22 protein-coding genes and 1 tRNA gene are annotated in these 23,018 nt (G+C 37.6%); 11 read left to right on the forward strand and 12 right to left on the reverse strand.

Annotated features, from left to right (window positions below):
- The first annotated feature begins 76 nt into the window (after positions 1–76).
- Positions 77–1,009, forward strand: a complete 933-nt coding sequence (locus LC115_08555; protein ID MCZ2356721.1) for an FTR1 family protein — start codon at positions 77–79, stop codon at positions 1,007–1,009.
- 24 nt (positions 1,010–1,033) lie between these two features.
- On the forward strand, positions 1,034–2,656 hold the full coding sequence (locus LC115_08560) for an Ig-like domain-containing protein (protein ID MCZ2356722.1): 1,623 nt from the start codon (positions 1,034–1,036) through the stop codon (positions 2,654–2,656).
- 7 nt (positions 2,657–2,663) lie between these two features.
- Here the strand turns inward: LC115_08560 and LC115_08565 are convergent, their stop codons facing one another.
- The 8 genes from LC115_08565 to LC115_08600 all read right to left on the reverse strand — a co-directional run bounded on the left by LC115_08565 (position 2,664) and on the right by LC115_08600 (position 9,576).
- Positions 2,664–3,425, reverse strand: coding sequence for a DUF481 domain-containing protein (locus LC115_08565; GenBank protein ID MCZ2356723.1), 762 nt, complete (start codon positions 3,423–3,425; stop codon positions 2,664–2,666).
- Positions 3,426–3,428: 3 nt separating this feature from the next.
- Positions 3,429–4,469: an endonuclease/exonuclease/phosphatase family protein gene (locus tag LC115_08570; protein ID MCZ2356724.1), complete on the reverse strand. Its 1,041-nt coding sequence runs from the start codon at positions 4,467–4,469 to the stop codon at positions 3,429–3,431.
- Positions 4,470–4,673: 204 nt separating this feature from the next.
- Positions 4,674–5,459, reverse strand: a complete 786-nt coding sequence (locus LC115_08575) for a nicotinamidase (protein ID MCZ2356725.1) — start codon at positions 5,457–5,459, stop codon at positions 4,674–4,676.
- Entirely contained in the window at positions 5,456–6,403 is a 948-nt protein-coding gene (locus LC115_08580) for a bifunctional riboflavin kinase/FAD synthetase (protein ID MCZ2356726.1), read from the reverse strand. Before LC115_08580 ends, LC115_08575 begins: the two co-directional genes overlap by 4 nt.
- 6 nt (positions 6,404–6,409) lie before the next feature.
- Entirely contained in the window at positions 6,410–7,072 is a 663-nt protein-coding gene (locus LC115_08585) for a metal-dependent transcriptional regulator (protein ID MCZ2356727.1), read from the reverse strand.
- Between the two features lie 13 nt (positions 7,073–7,085).
- Entirely contained in the window at positions 7,086–7,874 is a 789-nt protein-coding gene (locus LC115_08590) for a hypothetical protein (protein ID MCZ2356728.1), read from the reverse strand.
- Between the two features lie 149 nt (positions 7,875–8,023).
- Positions 8,024–8,740, reverse strand: coding sequence for a glycosyltransferase family 2 protein (locus tag LC115_08595; GenBank protein ID MCZ2356729.1), 717 nt, complete (start codon positions 8,738–8,740; stop codon positions 8,024–8,026).
- Positions 8,741–8,796: 56 nt separating this feature from the next.
- Positions 8,797–9,576, reverse strand: a complete 780-nt coding sequence (locus tag LC115_08600; GenBank protein ID MCZ2356730.1) for a hypothetical protein — start codon at positions 9,574–9,576, stop codon at positions 8,797–8,799.
- 122 nt (positions 9,577–9,698) lie between these two features.
- Between LC115_08600 and LC115_08605 the strand changes: the two genes are divergently transcribed.
- The 4 genes from LC115_08605 (at position 9,699) to LC115_08620 (ending at position 13,339) form a co-directional block, all read left to right on the forward strand.
- On the forward strand, positions 9,699–10,271 hold the full coding sequence (locus LC115_08605) for an adenylate kinase (protein ID MCZ2356731.1): 573 nt from the start codon (positions 9,699–9,701) through the stop codon (positions 10,269–10,271).
- 88 nt (positions 10,272–10,359) lie between these two features.
- Complete coding sequence (locus LC115_08610) at positions 10,360–10,707, forward strand: integration host factor subunit beta (protein MCZ2356732.1); 348 nt, start codon at positions 10,360–10,362, stop codon at positions 10,705–10,707.
- An 11-nt stretch (positions 10,708–10,718) separates the two neighbouring features.
- Entirely contained in the window at positions 10,719–11,600 is an 882-nt protein-coding gene (locus LC115_08615; GenBank protein MCZ2356733.1) for a tetratricopeptide repeat protein, read from the forward strand.
- Positions 11,601–11,785: 185 nt separating this feature from the next.
- Complete coding sequence (locus tag LC115_08620; protein ID MCZ2356734.1) at positions 11,786–13,339, forward strand: Rne/Rng family ribonuclease; 1,554 nt, start codon at positions 11,786–11,788, stop codon at positions 13,337–13,339.
- Between the two features lie 2 nt (positions 13,340–13,341).
- On the opposite strand, the gene LC115_08625 is transcribed toward LC115_08620, so the two are convergent.
- Together LC115_08625 and LC115_08630 are read right to left on the reverse strand one after the other, a co-directional pair.
- Positions 13,342–15,675, reverse strand: a complete 2,334-nt coding sequence (locus LC115_08625; protein MCZ2356735.1) for a hypothetical protein — start codon at positions 15,673–15,675, stop codon at positions 13,342–13,344.
- A gap of 303 nt (positions 15,676–15,978) precedes the next feature.
- A tRNA-Arg gene (locus LC115_08630) sits at positions 15,979–16,052 on the reverse strand.
- 553 nt (positions 16,053–16,605) lie between these two features.
- Between LC115_08630 and LC115_08635 the strand changes: the two genes are divergently transcribed.
- The 4 genes from LC115_08635 (at position 16,606) to LC115_08650 (ending at position 20,242) form a co-directional block, all read left to right on the forward strand.
- Positions 16,606–17,769, forward strand: a complete 1,164-nt coding sequence (locus LC115_08635; GenBank protein MCZ2356736.1) for a T9SS type A sorting domain-containing protein — start codon at positions 16,606–16,608, stop codon at positions 17,767–17,769.
- 93 nt (positions 17,770–17,862) lie between these two features.
- A complete protein-coding gene (locus LC115_08640) occupies positions 17,863–18,162 on the forward strand; it encodes a DNA-directed RNA polymerase subunit omega (protein ID MCZ2356737.1) in 300 nt (99 codons plus the stop codon).
- Positions 18,163–18,165: 3 nt separating this feature from the next.
- Positions 18,166–19,353, forward strand: a complete 1,188-nt coding sequence (gene coaBC, locus LC115_08645) for a bifunctional phosphopantothenoylcysteine decarboxylase/phosphopantothenate--cysteine ligase CoaBC (protein MCZ2356738.1) — start codon at positions 18,166–18,168, stop codon at positions 19,351–19,353.
- The gene (locus LC115_08650; protein ID MCZ2356739.1) at positions 19,319–20,242 is read left to right on the forward strand and encodes a DUF4835 family protein; all 924 of its coding nucleotides are present in this window, start codon (positions 19,319–19,321) and stop codon (positions 20,240–20,242) included. Before coaBC ends, LC115_08650 begins: the two co-directional genes overlap by 35 nt.
- A 40-nt stretch (positions 20,243–20,282) precedes the next feature.
- Here LC115_08650 and coaE read toward each other — a convergent pair whose 3' ends face one another.
- Positions 20,283–20,891, reverse strand: a complete 609-nt coding sequence (coaE, locus tag LC115_08655; protein MCZ2356740.1) for a dephospho-CoA kinase — start codon at positions 20,889–20,891, stop codon at positions 20,283–20,285.
- A gap of 163 nt (positions 20,892–21,054) precedes the next feature.
- Between coaE and LC115_08660 the strand changes: the two genes are divergently transcribed.
- Positions 21,055–21,270, forward strand: a complete 216-nt coding sequence (locus LC115_08660) for a heavy-metal-associated domain-containing protein (GenBank protein MCZ2356741.1) — start codon at positions 21,055–21,057, stop codon at positions 21,268–21,270.
- 141 nt (positions 21,271–21,411) lie between these two features.
- Here the strand turns inward: LC115_08660 and ahcY are convergent, their stop codons facing one another.
- Positions 21,412–22,722, reverse strand: coding sequence for an adenosylhomocysteinase (gene ahcY / locus LC115_08665; protein ID MCZ2356742.1), 1,311 nt, complete (start codon positions 22,720–22,722; stop codon positions 21,412–21,414).
- Between the last annotated feature and the right edge of the window lie 296 nt (positions 22,723–23,018).

Raw genomic sequence — 23,018 nt, forward strand, 5'->3', positions numbered from 1 at the left:
TACGTTAATAGATAATGTGATTTACTTTTTTATTTTTTATTTGGATTAAATCTAAAATTGGACTTGTTTTGTGGCTGTGAATGAGTTTATAATCACTTTTCGGGAAAGCTTAGAGGCAGCTCTTGTGGTAGGTATTGTTGGTGCATTTGTTTCTAATTCAGGTGAAAAATCTAATTTTCGCTTTGTTTTATATGGAATACTTGCAGCCGTTGTTTGTAGTATTTTGGCGGCAGTAGCCTTAGAGTCTGCTGAGGAATTACTCCAATATCATTCTGCCGAGTATTTTTTTGAGGCTGCTATGATGTTTTTAGCATCAGGTTTCTTGATTTATATGGTCTCATGGATGGCTAAGAGAAGCAATATTCGCCAAGAATTAGAACAAAAGACTTCTACGGCATTGGAAACCGGTAGTAAGTGGGGGATTTTCTCAATCGTATTTTTTGCAATCATGAGAGAGGGCTTTGAAACTGTACTTTTTCTATTTGCAAGTGAAAACCAGACAAAAAGTTTTTCTTACGTAGGCGCAATAACTGGAATAATAGCAGCTGTTTTGATAGCATGGCTGATATTTTCACAAAGTAAAAGGCTGCCAATAAAGCAATTTTTTAACATTACCTCTATATTGTTGATTGTGATGGCTGCCGGCATGGCGGCTTATGGCACACATGAATTGGAAGAAGGTTTTGAAAAAGCTAAAATGTTAGGCTTGTTTGGTTTACATGATGAAACCTTACCTGACGGTAAAGTTATAGAAGCTGAAGATAAAATTGCCCGCCCATGGGATATTTTAAAACCCCAAAGTGAACTTTCCTCCGATTCAAATCCAACATTTTATACGCAGGCAAATGGCAAATATATACATTGGTTTCATGATAAAGGTTTGATAGGAAGCTACTTAAAAGGATTTATTGGCTATAACAGCAATCCAAATTGGCCGGAGTTTTTTATCTGGATATTTACGTTAGGCTTTGGAATTTATTTATGGAAAAAGCCGGTGCTTAAACCGTAAATAATCCGAATTTTGCCGCGAAGTATGCAGCAAAAGCCAAAAAACATCGAGGGTTTATTTTTTAGTAAATTTATTACTATTTATTTTTTGGGTGTCATCTTATTGGTAGGTTGCGCTATTGTTAGACCCCCAGAAGGAGGCCCAAAAGATGAAACAGGCCCGAAAATAGCTGCTACCTACCCAGAAATGGGACAAAAACAGGTCAATTCCCTGCCTATTAAAATTTCCTTTGATGAATATATCGACCCAAATGTTTCACCAAACGATTTGATAATAAATCCATTACCCAAAAACCGCCCAACTATTTTTGTGCAAGGAAAATCCTTATTTATCAAATTGAATGAAGATTTACTCCCTAATACTACATATTCACTTATCTTAAAGCCAAGTATTAAAGATTTTCGTGAGCGTAACCCGCTAAAAAAACCTTTTCACTTAGCTTTTTCAACGGGTGAAACCCTTGATACCGCAAGTATTTCAGGTAAGGTTTCAGATGCGGCCTCCTTAAAACCCGAACCAACCTGCTTAGTAGCCTTGTTCCCAGCCGAAACCGTTCCAGATTCTAACTTTATAGATATAAAACCCAAATACCTGACCCTTACGGACTCAACCGGCTATTTTAACCTAAAACATATAGCTTCCGGAACGTATCTATTGGCAGCATTTACCGATACAGATTTTAGCAACTCTTATAACAACAATTCTGAAAAAATTGGCCTAACGGAAAATTGCATAATTAAGATTTCAGTAAATTCAGAAGTATCTGATTTACAGATATTTACACAAATTTGGGACACCCTTCCGCCCAGCGTCTCAAAAGTAAAATGGCTTGGAAAAACTGCCATAGAAGTTTTATTTTCCGAAGGCTTATTGAATTACCCGGTTGTTCAATCTCCTAAAACAGCATTTTCTTCTACGTGGATTACTCAGGGGGGGAAAGCAATCCAGATTTTTTTGCCTCCTGAAAATCAACAGGATTCAATTATCCTGACACAAATAACAGATTCAGTAAAAAACACTACCTCAAGAACCATTTTTTTACCGGTAACACTTCCGCCGGATACATTTTGGCTGGAGCAAAAACCGCATCCCCAGAAATTAGAAACTTGGTTACTACGTGCTAATGAAAATATTCCACCGGATTCTTTTACAACCCATCTTACCTGTATAGATACTGCCGGCAAAAAAGTAGTTATTCAGGCAGAAATGAACAAAGGAATTGTAGAATGGACTCACCCCAAAAATCTAAATCCAGAATCACAGTTAAAACTCTTATTAAGCCCGTTTAACTACCCAAAAATTAAAATTGATTCTATCAAAACAGTTTACTGTTTTCCCAGATATGCTAATGATTTTGGCAGTTTATCCGGCCAAATTGACATAAAAGGGAATATAATTGTATATTTATTCAAGGAAGGAAATACTGTTCCGATAGCTATTCAAACAGATAAAAATTTTACTTTCAATTTATTAGAACCCGGAAATTATTTTTTGTCTGTTGTTTTTGATGAAGATAATAACGGGATTCGTACTATGGGTAGGCTTAAACCTTACAGGCTTCCTGAAAAAATATGGAAATGGAATGAACCTATTGTGGTAAAAGCAAATTGGGAAACTAACGTTAGTTCTTTAAAACCAGAATTTTAGGTGATTTTTAAAAAAGATATGAAAAGCCGTTCGTAAGTGTATAAAAGGTTTTATTGATTCCGGCAGGCGGGTACGTATCATGAAAAATATTGTAAGTTACAGCATAGGATAAATGCTTGGTGATTTTGAGCAATAGCCTTGTTTCGCTCGATATTCGGTAATCTGATAATATAGTAATATTGGGCTGAAAATAAGTTGTATTGCTAATTAGATACTGATCTTTTATTCTCCAATAAAACGACAGATAGGTGCTGATTCTAAAATCTCTATTTTCTCGGTTTATTTCTGTTCTAAGCAGTTCATTTTCCCACATTAAATTTAGTCCATAGAAAATACGTAAAGAGTCGTTTTGTAAAATTCTAAGGCGGCTACCGGCACCGATTAATGTTCTGGACTGTAACGCCTGAATAGGATTGTTTTGCCATTGAGCAAAAGCCTCCGGAGTGAGCTTAGCTTTAGTATTTAGCGTAAAGCGTAAATGCTGAAAAGTTTGATTAACCAAATTTTGATCAATTGCCCGAATAAAGGTGTAACTGCTTACTAATAAAATAGTTGGTTTTTTCCAGTTATATTGAACATGAGAGATAGCAGTAGCATTGTAAATCAAAGTCTGATTTTTGGCCACTGATAGTGATAAATTGATATTTCCGATAAGCCCTGTATCGGCAGATACAAATCGCTGACTTTCAATATTAACGACTTGCCCTGATGTATAAAAGTAGGTAAGTAGCCACGCTCCAAAGCACCAAACTCTCAGAGAGAATATCATGCATTATTTTAGCTTCAAATAGATATAGACCGGTAGGTGGTCGCTGTATCCGCCTAAGTATTTGTCTCCAACGTAAGTACGCAGTGGACTTCCTTTATATTTGGGGTCAGTTTCAAAAAGAAAATCTGCTTTAAATATTGTGGCACTTCCCATAACATAGGAAATTCCTTTTTTGTTGTTTTGTGGAAGCAAGTCATAAGAAATAATAATATGGTCAAGCATACCCCAATTACCTTTGTATAAGTGGCTTCCTTTTCCTTGTTCTTTGAGTGGATACATAGTATTGAAGAGTTCTCCCGGGCGAGTTTGTTCCGGCGTAGGCTTTGCTCCTAAGGTCTCTTTAACACTTTCGTCATTAGGCTCATCGTTCAAATCTCCCATGATTAAGATATAATCTTTATCAAACCGGTTCATAAGAGAGTCGCAAATATGTTTGACTACCTCTGCTGCTAACTTTCTTTTATAGATACTTTCGTTTCCGCCTCTTCTGGATGGCCAGTGGTTTACCAACACCGTTAAGGTGTCTTGCGTTGGTAATACCAACCCGGTAACGACCAAGACATCACGAGTTTTAAAATCGGCATTGGCTGGGTCAATAACGCCATATTTTTGTGTATTCAGTACCTGAAAACGGCTTTTTTTGTACAATAATGCTACATCTATTCCACGATTATCGGGAGAATCAAAATGTACATATCCGTAGTTGCCTTTTAAGGAAGGTTGATTAGCTAAGTCTTTAACGGTCTTTTCATTCTCGACTTCAGAAAGTCCCACAATATCTGGCCCTGTAGGGTTTCCTATTTGGCTAATTGCCTTTGACATATTGCCCAATTTTTGTTGGTATCTTTCTGGAGTCCATTTTTTAGGGCTTCCCGGTAAAAATTCAGCGTCATCTATAAGCGGGTCATCTTCGGTATCAAAGAGATTCTCTTGATTATAAAACGCAGCAACAAAGGGTTGCTTTGCCGTTAGTTTTTGGGACTGGCTACAGCCACTTAACACTAACAAACATAACGAAAGTAATAACAAATTTATACGGAGCATCAGTAGTTGGATTTTTGGGTTTCTAAGTGATTATTTGTTGCACTAAAGCAATTACAAAGATACAGTTTTTGGTTAAAAACTTTTCGCTAAAAAATATTGCCTACAAATTGCCTGCGGATAAATCTGGGAAAACAGCTATATCCGAAAATATATTTAACGCTGATAAAATCAGCATTTCGTTATTTAGAGATAGCGGTGATGTTCTTAGGAAATCAGGTAGTTACTGTTTTGGGAGCGAACGCCTAATGCAGCAGCTTTTTCATAGATAGGAGAGGCCGTTTGCTCAAATCCCGGAACATTAGACATACAATCTTCTAAGAGGATAAATTTTTGAGCAAAATTCATGTCGTATTCGATTGCTTGTGCTAAGGAATTTGCAACACAATGGGAGCGAGCTTCACCGGCAAGGTAGATTTCGTCAAACTGAGACAAGGTCTTGATAAGGTCATAATTCCAACCTGTTTCCGGAAAATCAGGCAGGATGATATTTGCACGGAATATTCCAAAATGCTCAGTGTAAGGATTTTGCCCCTTTTGAATACATGAAAAAGATTGTCCGGTTAAATCTGCCCATTTTTGTATTATAGTAAGTAATTCCGGCATTATTTCAGCACCATAACTTCCTGATAAACAATGCTCTGTCCATATTATGTGGGGAAATTGTCCTTGTTTTTCTAATTCTTCAAGATACCAAATTCCATGTTCTGGATTGGGTTGGAATACCCATTGTTTAGATTTGGCATCTTCTAAGGTGATTTGGGAAAACGGTTTCGGATGCTCCCCATTGGCATTAACCCAAGGTTCCGGAAGAGCAATATTTAGTTTTAAATGTGTATCCTGGGTGCAAAAAATCGCATCTATTTTGCCGGAATTATGAGAAATCCACCCACATAGTTTTTCAATATCTATTTCTGAATTAGGAACATACAGAGAACCTGCTGGTGAGCAAAAATCAATTTGTGGGTCAATTATTAATACGGTACGTTTCATGAGTTTTGAAAATCAGATAATTTATGTTGGCTTACAATAATGTCTTCCTGAATTTGAGCAATTAGTTTATCAACGGTTTCAAAGCGTTGTTGAGGGCGAATAAAATCAATGAACTCGATGGTTAGCGATTGGTCATAAAGATCTTGTTCAAAGTTAATTAAATGGGCTTCTATTTGTACATTTTGCCCGTTAAAAGTAGGCCTTGTGCCGATATTCAGTACTGCCGGGTATCTTTTTTGGTTCCAAATCACCCAAATTGCATAAACGCCTAAGGCCGGAATTAACTTATCAGGGTCTTCCGGTAAAATATTTGCCGTAGGAAAACCTATTTTTCTTCCTATTTGATTTCCACGTACTACCTTACCGCTTATAGAATAACGATAACCGAGATATTGATATGCTGTGGTTACACTTCCGGCGGCTAATGCCTCTCTAATTTTGGTACTACTGATATTCACTTGGTTAATCTGATATACCGGTATTTCAGAAACACCAAAATGGTGTATTTTTCCTAAAGCAATCAACTCATCTAAGCCACCGGATCTACTTCTACCAAAATGATGATCATAGCCAATAGCTATGTGTTTTATATTCAAGTAATTAACAAGTATTTTTTCAATAAATTCGGTAGATGATAAGTGGGAAAATTCAACCGTAAAAGGGAGTAAAATTAAGTTTTGAATATTTAGCTCATCTAAGCGGTGTGTTTTTTCCGGTAATGATTGAAGTAATTTTAGGTTATCGCTTTGTGGATTTAGTACTTTTCTGGGGTGCGGGTAAAAACTTAATACTCCCGTTTGGCCATGGATAGATTTAGCTTTTTCTGTAAGATTTTCTAATACTGCTACGTGCCCTAAATGCAATCCGTCAAAAGTTCCTATTGTTAAAACTAAGTCCGTTACTCCTTTAATTTCTTGATAATTACTAAATACCTGAATGCTCATAAAATTTTAAGTGGGGATTACTAAGACTAACTCGGCTACTGTGCTGCTAACTACGGTTTCGGTTTTATCTTCTATTTTGATTAATCGGGAGTTATCAAAAGGGATAATTTCCGCTATCTTTATTTTCATTCCGATATTAAGTTGTAGCCGGTTTAAGTATTTTAAAAGATTTGGGTCTCGCTGAGTAATACCGGATATTTTTACCTCTTGATTTATAGATATTTGCGACAATAAAGTGGCATTTAGCTGCTCTACTTCTCCGTTGATATTTGGGATGGGTTCTCCTAATGGGTCGTATTGTGGGTATCCAAGTAAATTATCCAAGCGTGCTATCAGTAATTCATCATCAATATATCCAAGTCGTTCTGCTGTATCATGAGCGTGTTTCCAAGGAAGTTCCAAAACATTGACCAAAAACACCTCCCAAAGTCTATGTCTTCGGATGGTCGTTAAGGCTGTCTGTTTTCCTAAGGCTGTTAATGTTACGCCACGGTAAGGTTGGTATTCTAAAAAGCCATTTTTAAACAAGCGCTTTAACATATCGGTAACTGAAGCAGGGCTTATTTTTAGGTCTGCCGATAAGGCGGTTGTTCCAACTTGTAAATTGTCTGCGGTATATTTATAGATAGTTTTGAGGTAATTTTCTTCTGTCTGGGATAATTTATGCATGAAAATTAGGGTGTTAATCAATCTGCAAAGAAATGCCTCCCTGCAAAGTAACTAATGGTATAGAGTAGTAAACTGCATAAGAGGCACCGAAAAATGGTTTAAGATGTAAAGTTGGTTTTGGAAATAAATTATAAGAAACTAAGCCGCATATTTCGTATCTGGGAGTACGGACTTCCACGATAGCCGGAGCGAACCGTCCCTCTACGTTAATTTGCCATTTTGGGTCAGGGTAAATATCTACGGTTAATGTCGTTTCATAGTGCATTTTGCTAATTCTGCGTTTTTCTCTCGTAGAGTCACTGTATTGGGTAAAACGTTCTAACATAAATCCGTTACCCCACCTCAGATTAACGTGCTCTGCTGCTACTAAGTTTAAACCCAGTAATTGCCAATCAATAACTTGATAGTTGTCTATAAATTTTGTTCGGATCTCGTAATATTGATTTAGGCGAATATCGGTAGCGAAGAGTCCCCATTTTCCGATTAGGCGAGGTTGAAAAAGATATAGATTATCAACGGCATTATGGCCGGTTAGTATTCTTAGTTCTAATGAGGTGATATGCCGTGAGTTAGCATCTTTTTTTCTTAAAATTTCCTGATGATATTTGTCTAAGAAAGCGAATATATCCAAGAATACTGGAGCGCAATTTGAGCAGGCATTACAGCCTTGTAGGCAGGCACCGGCTCCGTCTAAGCAACCGCCGGCATCTCCGCCACCGCTGCTACTCCTCCCCCCAGAAGAACTGCTCCCTGAATTACCTTTTATTCCTTCTAACTTTTGTCCGAAACACTCGTAATTCAAAAAAAAGCAACACACTACTATTGCTACCCGCCAAAACATTGCGCAAAAATACCAGATTTAAGTTTAGGTTACTACGTAAAAATGATAGACTTTGTTATCTCTTTTATAGCTTTTTTAAGCTATAAAAGCTATTTTAGGACTTAAACTGCTTAAATCTTAAAAAAGCCGTACTTTAAAATGCAATAAAGTGCCCGAAAGCCGTCTTTCCAGTTTATTTTTTTCCCTTCTTCGTATGTGCGTCCGTAATAAGAGATTCCCACTTCGTATATCCTGATTTTGGGAATTCTGGCTATTTTGGCAGTAATCTCCGGCTCAAATCCAAAGCGATTTTCCTGCAAAGAAATAGATTGTATAATGTTGGTTCTAAATACTTTATAACACGTTTCCATATCTGTTAAATTCAGATTGGTAAACATATTGGATAGAAAAGTCAAAAATTTATTTCCAATGGTATGCCAAAAAAATAAAATCCGATGTGGTTTTCCACCCATAAACCGAGAACCATAAACGACATCAGCAAATCCATTTATGATTGGCTTCAATAGTAGATTATATTCCTCTGGATCATACTCTAAATCAGCATCTTGGATAATTAAAAAATCTCCCGTTGCCTTAGAAATACCGGTTCTTAATGCGGCTCCTTTTCCCTGATTAACCGAATGTTTATGGTATTGAATATTTAAAGTACGATTATTAGCAATATATTGATTGATAGCCTCTTCGGTGTTGTCAGTAGAAAAATCGTTTATTAGAATGATTTCCTTTTCTATTTGATTAGCTAACTCTACGGATTTGATTTTGTCTAAAATAAGATGAATTGTAGCTCCTTCGTTAAAGACGGGTATTATAACTGATAGCTTACTCATTTGTATTTATGCCGGCTTGAAGTTATGCTGGCTTGCTATTTCAAAGAGGTAAGAGTTTACTGCTTAGGTTCTTCATTAGCCGGATTTTCTTGTGCCGGTTTTTCGTCTTCGGTAGGTGGTTTTGATGAGGATTCTATAGAGAATAGGCCGGCTCCAATGGTTACACGTAGATAAATTCCATTCAAAGAAGAGCCTTTTACGCCACTTACTGCTCCAACGGGGCCGCTCCAAGTTCCTTTTGCCGGACTTAGATAAAAGCCACCATCAACACCCAAAATAAGCCCACCGGAATTTCTGCTAAGATGCCGAAAACTGAATCCTAAATCAACCACGCTGCTGGTAGTAGTGCATTCAATTGTTTTGGCTCGCTCTATGGTTTGGTTTTCTCCAAAGACAACAGATTGGTTGTCATAATTACTGAGCTTTAAAGTAGATTTTCCTACTGAAAAACCTGCATAAGGATACCAAAGCCAACGGTTTGTGTTTTTTACTGCGAAACCTACTTGGCCGCCCCATAATGTAGTGTACATCTTAGCTTGACCTCTTTTTCCTTCGGCAGGTGTATGTGCAGACCCAACTCCGTATAAGCCAAGAATAATTTTTTTAGCCACCAAAAATTTAAAACCACCACCGTAATAACTACCTACTGCCGGTAATTTGGTTACGCTATCCGTCAAAAAAGAAGGTGTGGTTAAGTCCTTTTTTAAATTACCAAAAAAGCCATAAGTAACGCCAGAATACCCCTCTAAATACCCCCCCAACTTTAACGTAAACTGGCCGAAACTATGGTAATAAACGATAAAAAATAAACTAATAAATAAAATACGAAGTTTCATAAGCCGCCTAAGCAATGCCGCAAAGATACAAATCGGAATGATACAGTCAAATTTTTTTTTATAGATAAGATGTGTGTAGCCAACAATCCCCTATCTTTGTGGCCTTTATTAGCATCTGCATCATGTTAAATTTAGTTCTATTTGGCCCTCCGGGTGCTGGAAAGGGAACCCAATCTGCAAAACTCATTGCGCAATACAACTTGGTTCACCTTTCTACAGGAGATATTCTGCGATCAGAAGTAGCTAATAAAACCCAACTTGGATTAAAAGCAAAGTCTTTAATGGATGCGGGATTACTCGTCCCAGATGAAATTGTTATCGGCATGATTCAAGAGCGAATAAGCCAATACCAATCAGCCAAAGGCTTTATTTTTGACGGATTTCCACGCACGGTTGCGCAAGCCGAAGCATTAGATAAAATGCTAACAGAAAATAAATTAAGTATTACTGCAATGCTTCAATTAAATGTTCCTCAAAATGAACTTGTAAATAGGCTTTTGAGACGAGCAACACTTGAAAACCGCCCAGATGATACACCCGAAACAATTACGAAACGGATTCAGGAATATGAGCAAAAAACCCTGCCCGTTGCCACTTATTACAAAAACCAAGAAAAACTACATATCATAAACGGCGTAGGCGAAGTATCTGAAATTACCAATTATTTATTAAAAACAGTAGAAAATTTACTTTAACTCATTGAATTGTTTGTTTTTCCAAAACACTTTGTATTTTTGTGCACTCAAAACAGTAAAGAATAATTTATAAATTTATTATAATAACGTGACAAAGGCAGACATTATAGAAGAAATTGCCCATAAGACGGGAATTGACAAACCTAATGTATCATCAGTTATGGAGGCTTTTTTTAAGGTCGTGAGAAACTCTATGGTAGATGGAAATAACATTTATGTGCGAGGATTTGGTAGTTTCATCATAAAACGAAGAGCCGCTAAACCCGCCCGAATTATATCCGAAAAGAAAACTATATTGATACCGGAGCACTTTATCCCAAGTTTTAAACCTTCAAAAGAATTTGTGAAGAAAGTTAAAGAAAGCTCAAAAATCAAAAGCAGCACAAAAGTGGAAGATAAGCAGCGTCCTGCTAAGAAGGAAGATAAGAAAGGATAGTTGTTTGCGCTGTGCAGGATAGTGCTGGCCGTTGGACATGGCAACATTTTAGCTTAATTGCAGCAGGATTCTTGTTGTTTTTAGGACTGTTATCGGTAGATAGAAAGGTCTTGACAAATAATATGAAGCCGGCAGCTGTTACTGTGCCGTCAGCTTCAGCTACGCCTCAGGCAAAGTCTGATTCAATAATTACCCGGATTCCTGAGTTCATAGCTTCTTCAGAACAACAGACTGTTTATAAGGCGTTCCTACAAAAGTGGGAAAGATATTCAGAGTTAGATGAAAGTAGCAAAATTCGTTTAATACAAGAATTTGCTGCGTTTTTTGTAGGATCAGACCGACCAGATTGCGCCGCTTTACTACAAGAAAAACTATGGGAAGAACACCATATAGAACTCCCTAAACTTGCCATCCGCTTTATGGATTCCTATCAACTGCCCAAAATAGCCCAAGATTCATTGCTATATAGATATTTTAACCAACATACAATTGACTATGCTTCGCTTGCCGCAGCAGAACTATCTGGTAATGAAAAAGATAACTTTATGGTAATCAAATGGGTGGCTATGGCTAAATCCGAAAATCCAACAATAGTTATGCAAGGAATCAAGGAATTAGCAGCCTTTGGAGATAAACATCCAGAGCATTTTCAGGCAAATTTAGAACTTTCTATTTTTTCGTACCAAACAAACCAATATGAAAAAGCCCTAAAACGTTGCCAACAAGCAATTCAGGCAGATGCCCGTCAGGCAATAGCATACTTCTGGCTCGGAAATATCTATAAAGCACTTGGAAATACAGAACAAGCTAAACTTGCTTGGCAAAAAGCCACTACATTACACCCAGCGCCCGAATTAGCGCAACAAATTAACCAGCAAATTCAAAGTATTTAAAATTTTACACATTAACAATTTAACCCATTATCATTATGCCGTGTGGTAAAAAACGTAAGAGACATAAAATTGCAACACATAAACGCAAAAAACGCCTCAGAAAAAATAGACATAAAAAGAAACAGAAGTAGTAGCAACTGATTTTGGGGAATTTATTCCCCAAAATTACTATTACCATTATTTCCATGAAAGAACTTGTTGTTACGTCTGACAATGATCAGATTCGTATTGCTGTATTAGAAAATAAAAAAATAGTTGAACTACACCAGGAATCCCGTAATTCCCAGTTTTCTGTTGGAGATATTTTTTTAGGTCGTGTTCGTAGAGCTGATAATAGGCGAAACGCTGCCTTTATCAATATTGGATATGAAAAAGATGGATTCTTACATTATCCTGATTTAGGGCCACAGATTATTGATATTCAGAACTTCACAAAGCTGGCAATGGGTAAAAATACCCAAAATGCACATTTACAGGACGTAAATTTATCAGAACCAATAGACAAAAACGGTAAAATAACAGATGCGTTAAAAAATAATCAGTCTATTTTAGTTCAATTTACCAAAGAAGCAATATCTACCAAAGGCCCCAGACTAAGCGCAGAGCTATCTTTGGCAGGGCAATATTTAGTTTTAATTCCATTTGCCCAGCATATTAATGTTTCCAAAAAATATCAAAATCCTACTGAAAAAAACCGAATTAAGAAGATATTAGAGAAACTTCGTCCTCCGAACTTCGGTATTATAGCCAGAACGGCTTCTGAAAATGTAACAGCAGAGCTTTTGCAGCAAGATATTCAGCACCTGATGCAAAAATGGCAAGCTATTGTTTCGGCTATTGCCAACAGTACACCTCCGTGTAAGGTTCATAGTGAAATTTCACGAACCAACAGCCTGCTGCGCGATATGCTTAGTGTCGGCTTTGATTCTATCATTACAGATGACCAGCAATCCCATCAAGAAATCAGCAACTACCTGAAAGACCACCATCCACAAACCTTAAAGCTGCTTAAACTATACAAAACTAAAACCTCGCTATTTGAGCAATTAGGTATAGAGAAGCAAATTAAAACTTCTTTTGGGCGGATTGTTCCGCTGCCAAGTGGGGCATATTTGGTGGTAGAACATACCGAAGCCTTGCACGTTTTTGATGTAAATAGCGGCAGCACCCGTATTCAGGAAGAAAATCCGGAAGATTTTATTCTCAAAATCAATATAGAAGCTGCGGTAGAAATCGCAAGGCAGTTACGCCTCCGAGATATGGGCGGAATTATCGTAATAGATTTTATTGATATGCGAAGCCTCGACTTTCGGACTATGATCACTGACCGAATAGAGGCTGAAATGAAGCAGGATAGAGCAAAACATACTGTTTTGCCAATGAGCCGTTTTGGCTTAGTACAAATTACTCGGCAACGTGTTCGACCGCAAATAAATATCGAAACTACTGAGATATGCCCATCTTGTCAAGGCTCCGGCCAGATTCAATCTTCGATATTAATAAGTGATGAAATTGAGAAAACACTGGATTTTCTAATCAGGCAGGGTAAATATACTAAACTAACGATAAAGCTAAATCCTTATTTAGCAAGCTATTTCAAAATAGGTTTTATTAGCCGAAGGCTTCGATGGTTTTTAAAATACGGGAAATGGATTCAAATTCTGGAAGAACCTGCCTTTCCAATTACGATGGTGCGTTTTTTTGATGAAACTAACGAGGAAATCGTTGTAGAGCCGTAGTTTTATTCTGCACTTAATATCACAAACTTAGAGATGCCGGCTTGTTCACCGGAAGGTAGCGATACCAACGCAAGGTAAATTCCGGGTGCGGCTTTATGCCCTTGATAGTCTTTTCCGTCCCACACAGCTTGCCCTCCTAAGGCAGTTAGTTGAGCTACAACTTGTCCCGTTATAGATATAATCTTAACAATAGCATTGGAGGCTGTTCCTCGAATAGCAATTAACCCGTCAAAGTTTGCTTTAACGGGGTTAGGAAATATAAAGATATTTTCGCTATTTCCGGAGCTAAGGCTTGCTTCTCCTCTATAACTTACTATTCCAGAGCCAGTTGCAATAAAAACTTCTCCGGTTTCTTGGTCAATCGCTATATCTAAGATTTCATTTGAGGGAATGGGGCTGTTGTCTATGTTAAACATTTCTACTTGTTCATTGCCGTCTGGGCTAACGACAAAGATCCCGTTTTCGGTACCCAGCCATTTTCGGTTTGCTCCGTCTATAGCGATAGCGCGGACATTTTCATCTCGCAACAGGCATCGGCTACTCAGTATCGGACAAGAAGCATCACTTATTGTAGTATTTACTTTAAATATTTCTGAAGGATTATAGAAAACGACTGCCCCTTTATTGGTAGCGACCCACATATTGCCGTCTAAGTCCTGAACAATACGATTAACGTTATCGCTGGGTAGGTTTCCTTTTCCGGTTCCGGTTCTGAGTTCACGGACTTTATCATCGGCAGTATTATTGGGGGTTTTATTATCATTAAAAACGACTACTCCTTTATCACGGTTTACTAACCAGCAAGTACCGTAACTGTCTAAAGTAAGCTGAGTAAACAACGGATTATCAAATGTTGGAAAAGGAAAGTTGTAAATTTGGTTATTGGGAGTAATTACAGAAAGTGGAGTAGGGGTGAAGTAAGTTGATAACCAAGTATTTCCGCGTCCGTCAAATGCTATTCCTGAAATACGAACATCTTTTGGGTTGTTTGCGGTAATAGGTAGCCCGTCTGCTGAAGTGAGGCTTCTTATCCAATTATTTCCATTTTGGACTATAGAAATACCGCCTCCAAAAGTTCCCATCCATGTTTCACGGCTACCGGGGCGTGTGCTTATGCGGGCGTAACTATGGAATACTTTTTCAGGGTCAGGATCTAAAAGGTCAGTTCTGACCATCTTCCACTCTGCATTACGGATATTGTAGTAATAGTAACCGGAATAGTCATAAGAAGGTTTATAATTTGCGTTATGCCCTAATGGAGCAATGTATAATTCGCCATTAGCTACTTCAATTCTATTACAGTTATTATTTGTAAGTGGTTCATGAGCAGTATAATATAGGTTTCGGCTATTTTCGTCATACCCAACAATACCTTGTGCAAAATCAGCTATCCATATTACGTTGTTGGCTTCTACTGCCGCTGCTGGTATCTGGGATGAATATATCTTGATGGAACCTGTGGTTGCATATTGAATAACCATATCATTAAAAACTAAATACAAATTATTTCCAGAAACACGCATAAATTTGTAATAACCTGTATTAAGGTATTGATTATTAATGGTATTCCAAATACTATCGGATCTTGCAAAAAGAGAGTCTCCAATATGTACGAAGATATAGTTATTAAAAGTAGTAATCCACCGAGATGCGCCTGTGGTAGGCAAGCCGTATTTACCATTTTCAAGTTGCCATACCGAAGCGTCAGCTAAATTTGGAGCAGCTAAGGGTGCAGAATAAATGCCCGGTTCTCGCCCTCCCGAAACTGAAATCCATAATCTATCTTGAAATATTGTTAATGACGTAACTTCCTGTGCCTCGTCATTATTTCCCACCTTCAGATATGTATAACGTGTTTCTTTGTGTTTGAAATCATAAACAACTACACCAAAGGATGTTCCTATGTATAAATAATCGCCTGAAGCCAGAATAGAATTGATTTTTTTAGTGTTAAAATTTTTGGTTAAAAAAATATCCCTAATAGAGTAAATTTTTTGGCTTGGGTTGCGGAAGTAATGAATTAATCCGTTTTGATAGCCTACAAAGACATAATCATGAACATCATCATAAAGCATTACAGAGGGATAGTCGCCTAAGAAGCCATCTTTTTTTGTAAATCGCTGATAATCATTTGTGTCTAAGGTGTTTAATTGAACAATTCCTACGTCTGTTGCCGCAAATATGTATTGTCCACGCACACAAATATCCCGCGCTTGCCGGTGTGTTTGATAAGATTTCCATGCTCCAATAGGTTGTAATTGCGCAAATACCCAAAAATTGAGGTTTACGGAGCAAGCTATAAACCAAATAATAATTATTGGAACTCTATATTTCACAGTTTGGCTGTGGTTTAGAAAGTATGATTTTGTTAGGGAAAGGAACACCTTTTAGCTACGTATAAAGTAAAGATAAACGCAAAACGCCTCTCTATTACTGAGAAGCAAAAGTAGTTAAAAGTACCCTAAAAAAAAGACCACTTTAAACTTTTTGTAAAACGAAATTATGCCACAGATATTGTAAGGGATGATTTTTGAAATAGGGAAAGATTCGCAGGGTATGACGAATGGTTTAGATGTGGTTTTTAGTAAAAAAATAAATTCAAAAGCCTTGAAACTCTTTCAAGGCTTTTGAATGATTTGTACACTCGAGAGGAGTCGAACCACTAACCTTCTGATCCGTAGTCAGATGCTCTATCCAATTGAGCTACGAGTGCCTGATTCGGGTGCAAATATAGGATTATTTTTGATGCTATCAATAAAATTAAATTTTTGGAGTCAATTCTTTTTTGGGGGTTCAGAAAGTATGAAAGCTATGATTTCGTTAGTGAATCATTATTGCTATCATGACATCATGGTTCTCTGTTTTCTTGGAAAAGTAAGTAGCATTCCTCACAAATCTTCTGTTTCTATCTTGTAATGAGTTATTTATATTTTTTTACAAATATTTTTGTATTTTGGTAATGTGAGGGCAAATAACCATTAGTTTGACTTCTGATATAGACGATAAACTTAGTCTTTATTGCCAAATCTTTTCATCATACTTTCTGAACCCCTAACTGAAAATTTACTCTGCCAATCTCCAAAAATTATATTTTTGTCGTGTACTGTGGATAAATATACGAAAATCAACAGCTCCCCCAATTTCTAAACACGTAATTTATTGATAATTATATGTTTAAATTAAAAATTATTGTAGTATTGCCAGAACGAACCACAATTAATCTTAGGTTCTAAATCATTACATTTGTAGAGCTATCTTTGCTTGATGTGCGTATAATATTTTGTTGGCTGTGTTTTATCTGTTTTGGCAAACAGATTTATTGTCAAGGTATTTTAGATAAAGGACTTGATACTGTTCGTACGCGGAAGCCCCCAGCACATGACCGTTGTGCGCAGGCAGTTCCCTTAGAGTTTGGTCAATGGCGTTGGCATGAATCCAATGAATTTGCTACTGTTGGCCCAGCTATAGAAACCCCCAAAGCAATCCCTTACTCCTGTATTAAAACATTTGAAAACGACCTGTGGTATCGTTTTAGCTCTGGAAATCACTTGTTTGCAGAAATCACCATTGTACATCATCTCTGTAATACCCCTGCCGGAATGCAGGCAATTCTTATTGAAAATCTTACTTGTCATAATCAACAGCATAAATATCTTGCTTGCTCTAATTTAGAATCAACAGACACCATTAAATTATTTGCTGCACTAAAGCCGCAAACAAGCTACTTATTATACTTAGATGGTTTTGACGGCACCATTTGCGATTTCTCCATTTACCTAAATTCTCCCCTACATCCCAACGTAACTCCGGCAGACCTTCAATATCTTAAATATGACTTTCAAGATAACCCAACAGCCGGCTGGCAACCCAACTACCAAACAGAATTTCTAAATAACTACACCCAATTTTTGATACAAGATAATGAAATACAAGATATTGCATACTATTTGTTGGAAGTAACCACAGATACTATGCTTGGTTTTTGGGAGATTACGGCGGCTCATATTCCGCAGGAAATTACGGCAGAAAAAAAACGATTCTTCAACTTGATTCCCGGTAAGGCAGGCTCTGCACCCGGCGTTCGCTACTGTTTTCGCATCGTTAGAATCTCTAAAAACTACGAAAAACAAATTTCTCCAATCATTTGCCCAGAAACGCAGCCGCCAATAGAAGACTTCCATTTGGGAATACCAAAATTCAACCCGCAAACAAAACAATATGATTATCTGTATATTATAAGAAAAAAACAAGATTACACAATTAGCCTGGAAGATGAAACAGGAAAAGTGATGAAGCAAGTTTTATTAAAAAAAGAACCGACAGGGCACGCTAACGGAAGTGTTAATATCAGCCAATATCCTCCAGGAAACTATTACCTCAAAATGTATCACGAACCCAAAAGATATTTTAAATATTTACTGACAGAGTAGGTTTTTAAAATCGTTTAATACATAATTACTTAATAATCAGATTTTTGTGAAAGTTTAATTGACTTATTCCGATAATTATTAACTTTGCGGTTTATGAAAGAGGAACTACTGAAAATCTCCCCACAGAATTTAACGGAACTTACCGCAAAAACAGACAATATCTACAAGTCTGTAACTATAATTGCAAAGCGGGCAAATCAAGTTTCAAGCAAAATGAAGGCAGAACTCATGGAGAAGTTATCTGACTTTGCCCCGTCTGGAGACAGTATGGAGGAAATTTCCGAAAATAGAGAGCAAATTGAAATCTCTAAGTTTTATGAGGGGTTATCAAAGCCTACCCTAATTGCGCTGCGTGAATTTTTAGATAACAAGATAGAAGTAACGGAGCTGTAACTTGTGTTAGCTGGTAAGCGTGTTGTATTGGGAGTTACTGGCAGCATAGCTGCCTATAAGTCTGTATTTTTAGTTCGTTTATTGCAGCAGGCTGGTGCAGTAGTTCGGGTGGTGATGACATCCGCAGCCGCCAAGTTTATTGCACCACTTACATTTCGCACGTTGACCCGTGAGCCGGTGATGGTGGACTTGTGGGATGACCAATTCAGTTGGTCTCACCACGTTCAATTAGGGCTTTGGGCAGAGGTAGTGTTAATAGCCCCCTGCACCGTCAATACAATAGCGAAAATAACAACCGGTTTGTGTGAAGATGCCGTCTCTGCCGTTTGTTATACTACCCAAGCTCCGGTAGTTATCGCGCCGGCTATGGATAGAGAAATGCACAACCACCCCAAAACACAAGCAAATTTAGCAGAACTCACACAACGCGGCTGCACCATTATAGATGCGGAAACAGGCTACCTCGCAAGCGGCTTAGAAGGCGCAGGCAGAATGGCAGAACCCGAAGATATTATCGAACAATTAGAACAAATTCTTGCTGACCATAAGCTTACCGCTAAAAAAATACTGATAACCGCTGGGCCAACCCAAGAATCATTAGACCCAGTTAGGTTTATCTCAAATCATTCCAGCGGGAAAATGGGCTTCGCCTTAGCCCGTGCCGCCCGAAACTTAGGCGCAGCAGTTACGTTGGTTTCCGGACCAGTAACCCTAAAAATACCCAAAAATATTAACCACCAGCAAGTTACAACAGCCCAAGAAATGTTTGAAACTGTTACAACACAGCAAAATCAATATGACATCATCATCATGTGCGCCGCAGTAGCAGATTACCGACCGGAAACAACAGCAACCCAAAAAGTAAAAAAAAATCAGGACGAATGGACTATCCGACTCATTAAAAACCCAGATATTTTGCTACACTTAGGCCAACATAAACCAGCAAACCAAAAGCTAATCGGGTTCGCATTGGAAACGACAGACGAAATAAAACACGCTCACGAAAAAATGATTCGAAAAAACCTAAATATGATTGTACTAAACTCCCTCAACACCCCCAACGCCGGATTCGGATACGATACAAATGCAGTAACTTTACTATTTCCAAGTAATATAAGTAAATCATTTTCAGTAGATTCCAAACAAAAATTAGCTTATGAAATTCTTTTGGAAATCACAAACTTGGATTAAGTTTCTTCTGTTGGCGGTAGTTAGCTTTCATAATGCTTTTGCCCAAGAACTAAACTGCCGGGTAAACGTACTCACACCAAATATTCAAGGAGTTGATAGGTCTGTATTCACTCAGTTTCAGCAAGATATTACCCAATATATCAATAACCGCCGCTGGACCAACGACCGCTATGACGAATACGAAAAAATAAAATGCTCTTTTACCATAACCATTACCGCGCTTCCCTCATCCGACCGATTTGAAGGAACTATCCAAGTTCAGGTTATACGCCCTGCCCTGAATAGCACCTATGAAACTGTCATTTTTAACTTGATGGACAAAGACTTTAGGGTAAACTATGTGCCGTTTCAGGTCTTAGAATACTCAGAAAATACGTATCTCAATAATCTAACATCCATTCTGAATTTCTATGCCAACTTAGTTTTGGCAGCAGATTATGACTGTATGTCCCTTAAAGGCGGAAGTCCTTATTTTGAACGCTGCCGAAACATCGTTAATTTGGCCAATAATTCATCCGAAAGAGGCTGGCGTGCCGCTGATGACGGCCAAAATAGAAACCGTTATTGGTTTCTGGAAAATTTAACCAATAATTCTTACGCCGCAATTCATGGTATTCTCTATAAATACCATCGAGAAGGAATTGATAAAATGGAAAACGATGTAAACTTAGGCCGATCAAAAATATTAGATGCTTTACTTGACCTACAAAAGTTATTTATCCAAAACCCAAACCTATATTTCGTTCAGGTATTTAATGAAACCAAAAGCCAAGAACTTATCGGAATATTCAGCAAAGCTACTCCCGGAGAAAAACAACAATTTCTTCGGATAATGACCCAAATTGACCCCTCAAATCTCAATAACTACAACAATATTCTGAAAGAATAACAGTTTTTTCTGTTGAAAAAACACAATAACTACTTATAAGTTATTGATTGCCAGTAATTTTTTGAAATTCTATCTGTAAAGCATCATAAATTTGAGGTAAAATAAGGGATTTCCCATCATTATAGATGGTGAAGTCTGCTCGATAAATCTTTTCTGAGTCTGGAATTTGGCGGTTTATCCGAAGATAGATTTCTGCTTCTGAAAGGCTATCTCTGGTTTTAATCCGCTGAATACGAATACGTTGTGGGGCATATACGACCCACACAGAATCAACGCCCGAATTGGCACCGGCTTCATATAAAATAGCTGCTTCTTTGAAAATCAAAATCTTACCTAATTCGGATTGCTCTCGTTTCCAATCTTCAAAATCCGCTATCGTTACGGGGTGCACTATCTGATTCAGTAACTTTAGCTTCTCAGGATTTGAAAAAACCTGTTGGGCTAACCAAATTCTGTTTAAAGTTCCTTGTCCGTCAAATACATTTTCTCCAAAAGTCACAAATAACTGTTCTCGAACCTGCGGATGGTGGTTGCTAAGCCATTTTGCCCGAGCATCTGCATCATATACCGGATAAGAAATTGACTTCAAAATAATAGAAACCAATGATTTACCACTGCCAATCCCGCCTGTAATCCCAATACTATACATACCTAAAAGGTAACGGCAAAGTTAAAAAGACAAAACAATATTGGGAATCAATAAAATATAGAAATAGTAACTCTCTCAATGGGAACTGGCTTTTAGTTACTTTTGTAGTAAAGCTAAAGAGCTATATATCCTAATTTTAGCTAATCTATAATTTTGTAATGTAATGGGAAACAGAGAATTTCGATTTAAAACAAATATTAACTGCGGGGGCTGTGTGTCATCCGTAAAGCCTCATTTGGATGGCGCAAAGGGTATTTTTGAGTGGAAAGTAGATACAACCGCAAAAGAAAAAATACTCACGGTAAAAACCAGCGAACTCACCCAAGAGCAAATAATGGAAATTGTACAAAAAGCAGGTTTTAAGATAGAATTATATTGAGAAACATTCAGTTATAGGTGTTTCACTGTCTATAACATTACTGGCTGTAACAAAACTTCTAAATATTAAGAGTGGCGGATTTTAAAATCTGCCACTCTTATGAGCGTTTTTTTTACGTGAATTAAAACTTACTTTTAGCTATTAGTAGCGATAAGTATCTGATTTAAAGGGGCCACTTACCGGAACTCCGATGTAGCTTGCTTGGTCTGAAGTAAGGGTATCAAGTTCTACACCAATTTTAGCTAAGTGCAATCTGGCTACTTTTTCATCTAAATGTTTCGGAAGTGTATAAACTTTTTTCTCGTATTGTTTGTGGTTGTTCCAGAGTTCTATTTGGGCAAGTACTTGATTAGAGAAAGAGTTAGACATCACAAAAGAAGGGTGTCCGGTGGCACAGCCTAAGTTTACCAAGCGACCTTCTGCCAATAGAATAAGTTCTTTTCCCTCAACGTTGTAAATATCTACCTGTGGTTTTACGGTTATTTTGGTGTGTCCGTAATGGGTATTAAGCCAAGCTACGTCAATTTCGGTATCGAAATGGCCGATGTTGCAGATGATAGCTTTGTCTTTTACGCTTTTGAAGTGGCGTTCTTGAAGTACGTCTTTGTTTCCGGTGGCGGTAACGATGATGTCAGCAAGTGGGGCTGCTTTGTCCATTTTTAGAACCTGATAACCGTCCATAGCAGCTTGAAGCGCGCAGATTGGGTCTATTTCTGTAACGATAACTCGGGCACCTGCACCTCTTAATGAAGCGGCAGAACCTTTTCCTACATCTCCGTATCCGGCAACGACGGCTACTTTACCGGCCATCATGATGTCGGTAGCTCTGCGGATAGCATCTACTAAACTTTCTTTGCAGCCGTATTTGTTGTCAAACTTAGATTTGGTTACGGAATCATTAACGTTAATGCAGGGTAGCGGTAAAGTACCTTTGGTTTCGCGCTCATGTAGGCGCAGCACACCCGTTGTAGTTTCTTCGGAAATCCCGCGAACATGCTGAATTAGCTCTGGATATTTGTCTAAAACAACATTAGATAGGTCGCCTCCGTCATCTAAAATCATGTTGAGCGGCTTTCTATCTGGGCCAAAAAAGAGGGTTTGTTCAATGCACCAGTCGTATTCTTCGATAGTCATACCTTTCCATGCAAATACCGGGATTCCGGCAGCAGCAATAGCAGCAGCCGCATGATCTTGGGTAGAGAAAATATTACAAGATGACCATTGAACCTCTGCGCCTAAGTCCCGTAAGGTCTCTATCAAAACAGATGTCTGGATAGTCATGTGCAAACAACCGGCTATACGTGCACCTTTGAGCGGCTGGCTCGCTTTGTACTCTTCACGAATAGCCATTAAACCAGGCATCTCAGCTTCAGCTAACCGAATTTCTTTTCTGCCCCAATCTGCCAAAGTAATATCCTTTACTTTGTATGGAAATACTTCTGTTTTTAACATACTTGTTATCTAAAAATTAAATGACACCGCAAAAATACAAAAATAAATATTAGAAACAACTATTTTAAAGAACAAAATATAATTTTGGCTTATTAAAACCCGATAGTTTATCTCTTTTTAGATAGAAAAATATTTTTAAATAGTTTTAAAATTTAATAATAAATTATTAAAATCAGATTATTACTAAAATTATTATTTTTGTATTCTAAATAAATTTTTATGAATAAAAATAATTTTATTCATAAAATTATTTTAACTACCAATATAGTGTTTAAAAAAGGGGCTTTATTGGGTGT

It is taken from the genome of Bacteroidia bacterium (genome assembly GCA_026932145.1).
Taxonomy (GTDB): domain Bacteria; phylum Bacteroidota; class Bacteroidia; order J057; family JAIXKT01; genus JAIXKT01.

Excerpts from the sequence above, each read along its gene's own strand:
- LC115_08640 (MCZ2356737.1), top strand. The coding sequence starts at position 17,863 with ATGAAAGAGGAACTACTGAAAATCTCCCCACAGAATTTAACGGAACTT.
- LC115_08565 (MCZ2356723.1), bottom strand. The coding sequence starts at position 3,425 with ATGATATTCTCTCTGAGAGTTTGGTGCTTTGGAGCGTGGCTACTTACC.
- LC115_08605 (MCZ2356731.1), top strand. The coding sequence starts at position 9,699 with ATGTTAAATTTAGTTCTATTTGGCCCTCCGGGTGCTGGAAAGGGAACC.
- LC115_08620 (MCZ2356734.1), top strand. The coding sequence starts at position 11,786 with ATGAAAGAACTTGTTGTTACGTCTGACAATGATCAGATTCGTATTGCT.
- LC115_08575 (MCZ2356725.1), bottom strand. The coding sequence starts at position 5,459 with ATGAAACGTACCGTATTAATAATTGACCCACAAATTGATTTTTGCTCA.
- LC115_08595 (MCZ2356729.1), bottom strand. The coding sequence starts at position 8,740 with ATGAGTAAGCTATCAGTTATAATACCCGTCTTTAACGAAGGAGCTACA.
- coaE (MCZ2356740.1), bottom strand. The coding sequence starts at position 20,891 with ATGTATAGTATTGGGATTACAGGCGGGATTGGCAGTGGTAAATCATTG.
- LC115_08570 (MCZ2356724.1), bottom strand. The coding sequence starts at position 4,469 with ATGCTCCGTATAAATTTGTTATTACTTTCGTTATGTTTGTTAGTGTTA.
- ahcY (MCZ2356742.1), bottom strand. The coding sequence starts at position 22,722 with ATGTTAAAAACAGAAGTATTTCCATACAAAGTAAAGGATATTACTTTG.
- LC115_08585 (MCZ2356727.1), bottom strand. The coding sequence starts at position 7,072 with ATGCATAAATTATCCCAGACAGAAGAAAATTACCTCAAAACTATCTAT.
- LC115_08600 (MCZ2356730.1), bottom strand. The coding sequence starts at position 9,576 with ATGAAACTTCGTATTTTATTTATTAGTTTATTTTTTATCGTTTATTAC.
- LC115_08560 (MCZ2356722.1), top strand. The coding sequence starts at position 1,034 with ATGCAGCAAAAGCCAAAAAACATCGAGGGTTTATTTTTTAGTAAATTT.
- LC115_08580 (MCZ2356726.1), bottom strand. The coding sequence starts at position 6,403 with ATGAGCATTCAGGTATTTAGTAATTATCAAGAAATTAAAGGAGTAACG.
- LC115_08660 (MCZ2356741.1), top strand. The coding sequence starts at position 21,055 with ATGGGAAACAGAGAATTTCGATTTAAAACAAATATTAACTGCGGGGGC.
- LC115_08650 (MCZ2356739.1), top strand. The coding sequence starts at position 19,319 with ATGAAATTCTTTTGGAAATCACAAACTTGGATTAAGTTTCTTCTGTTG.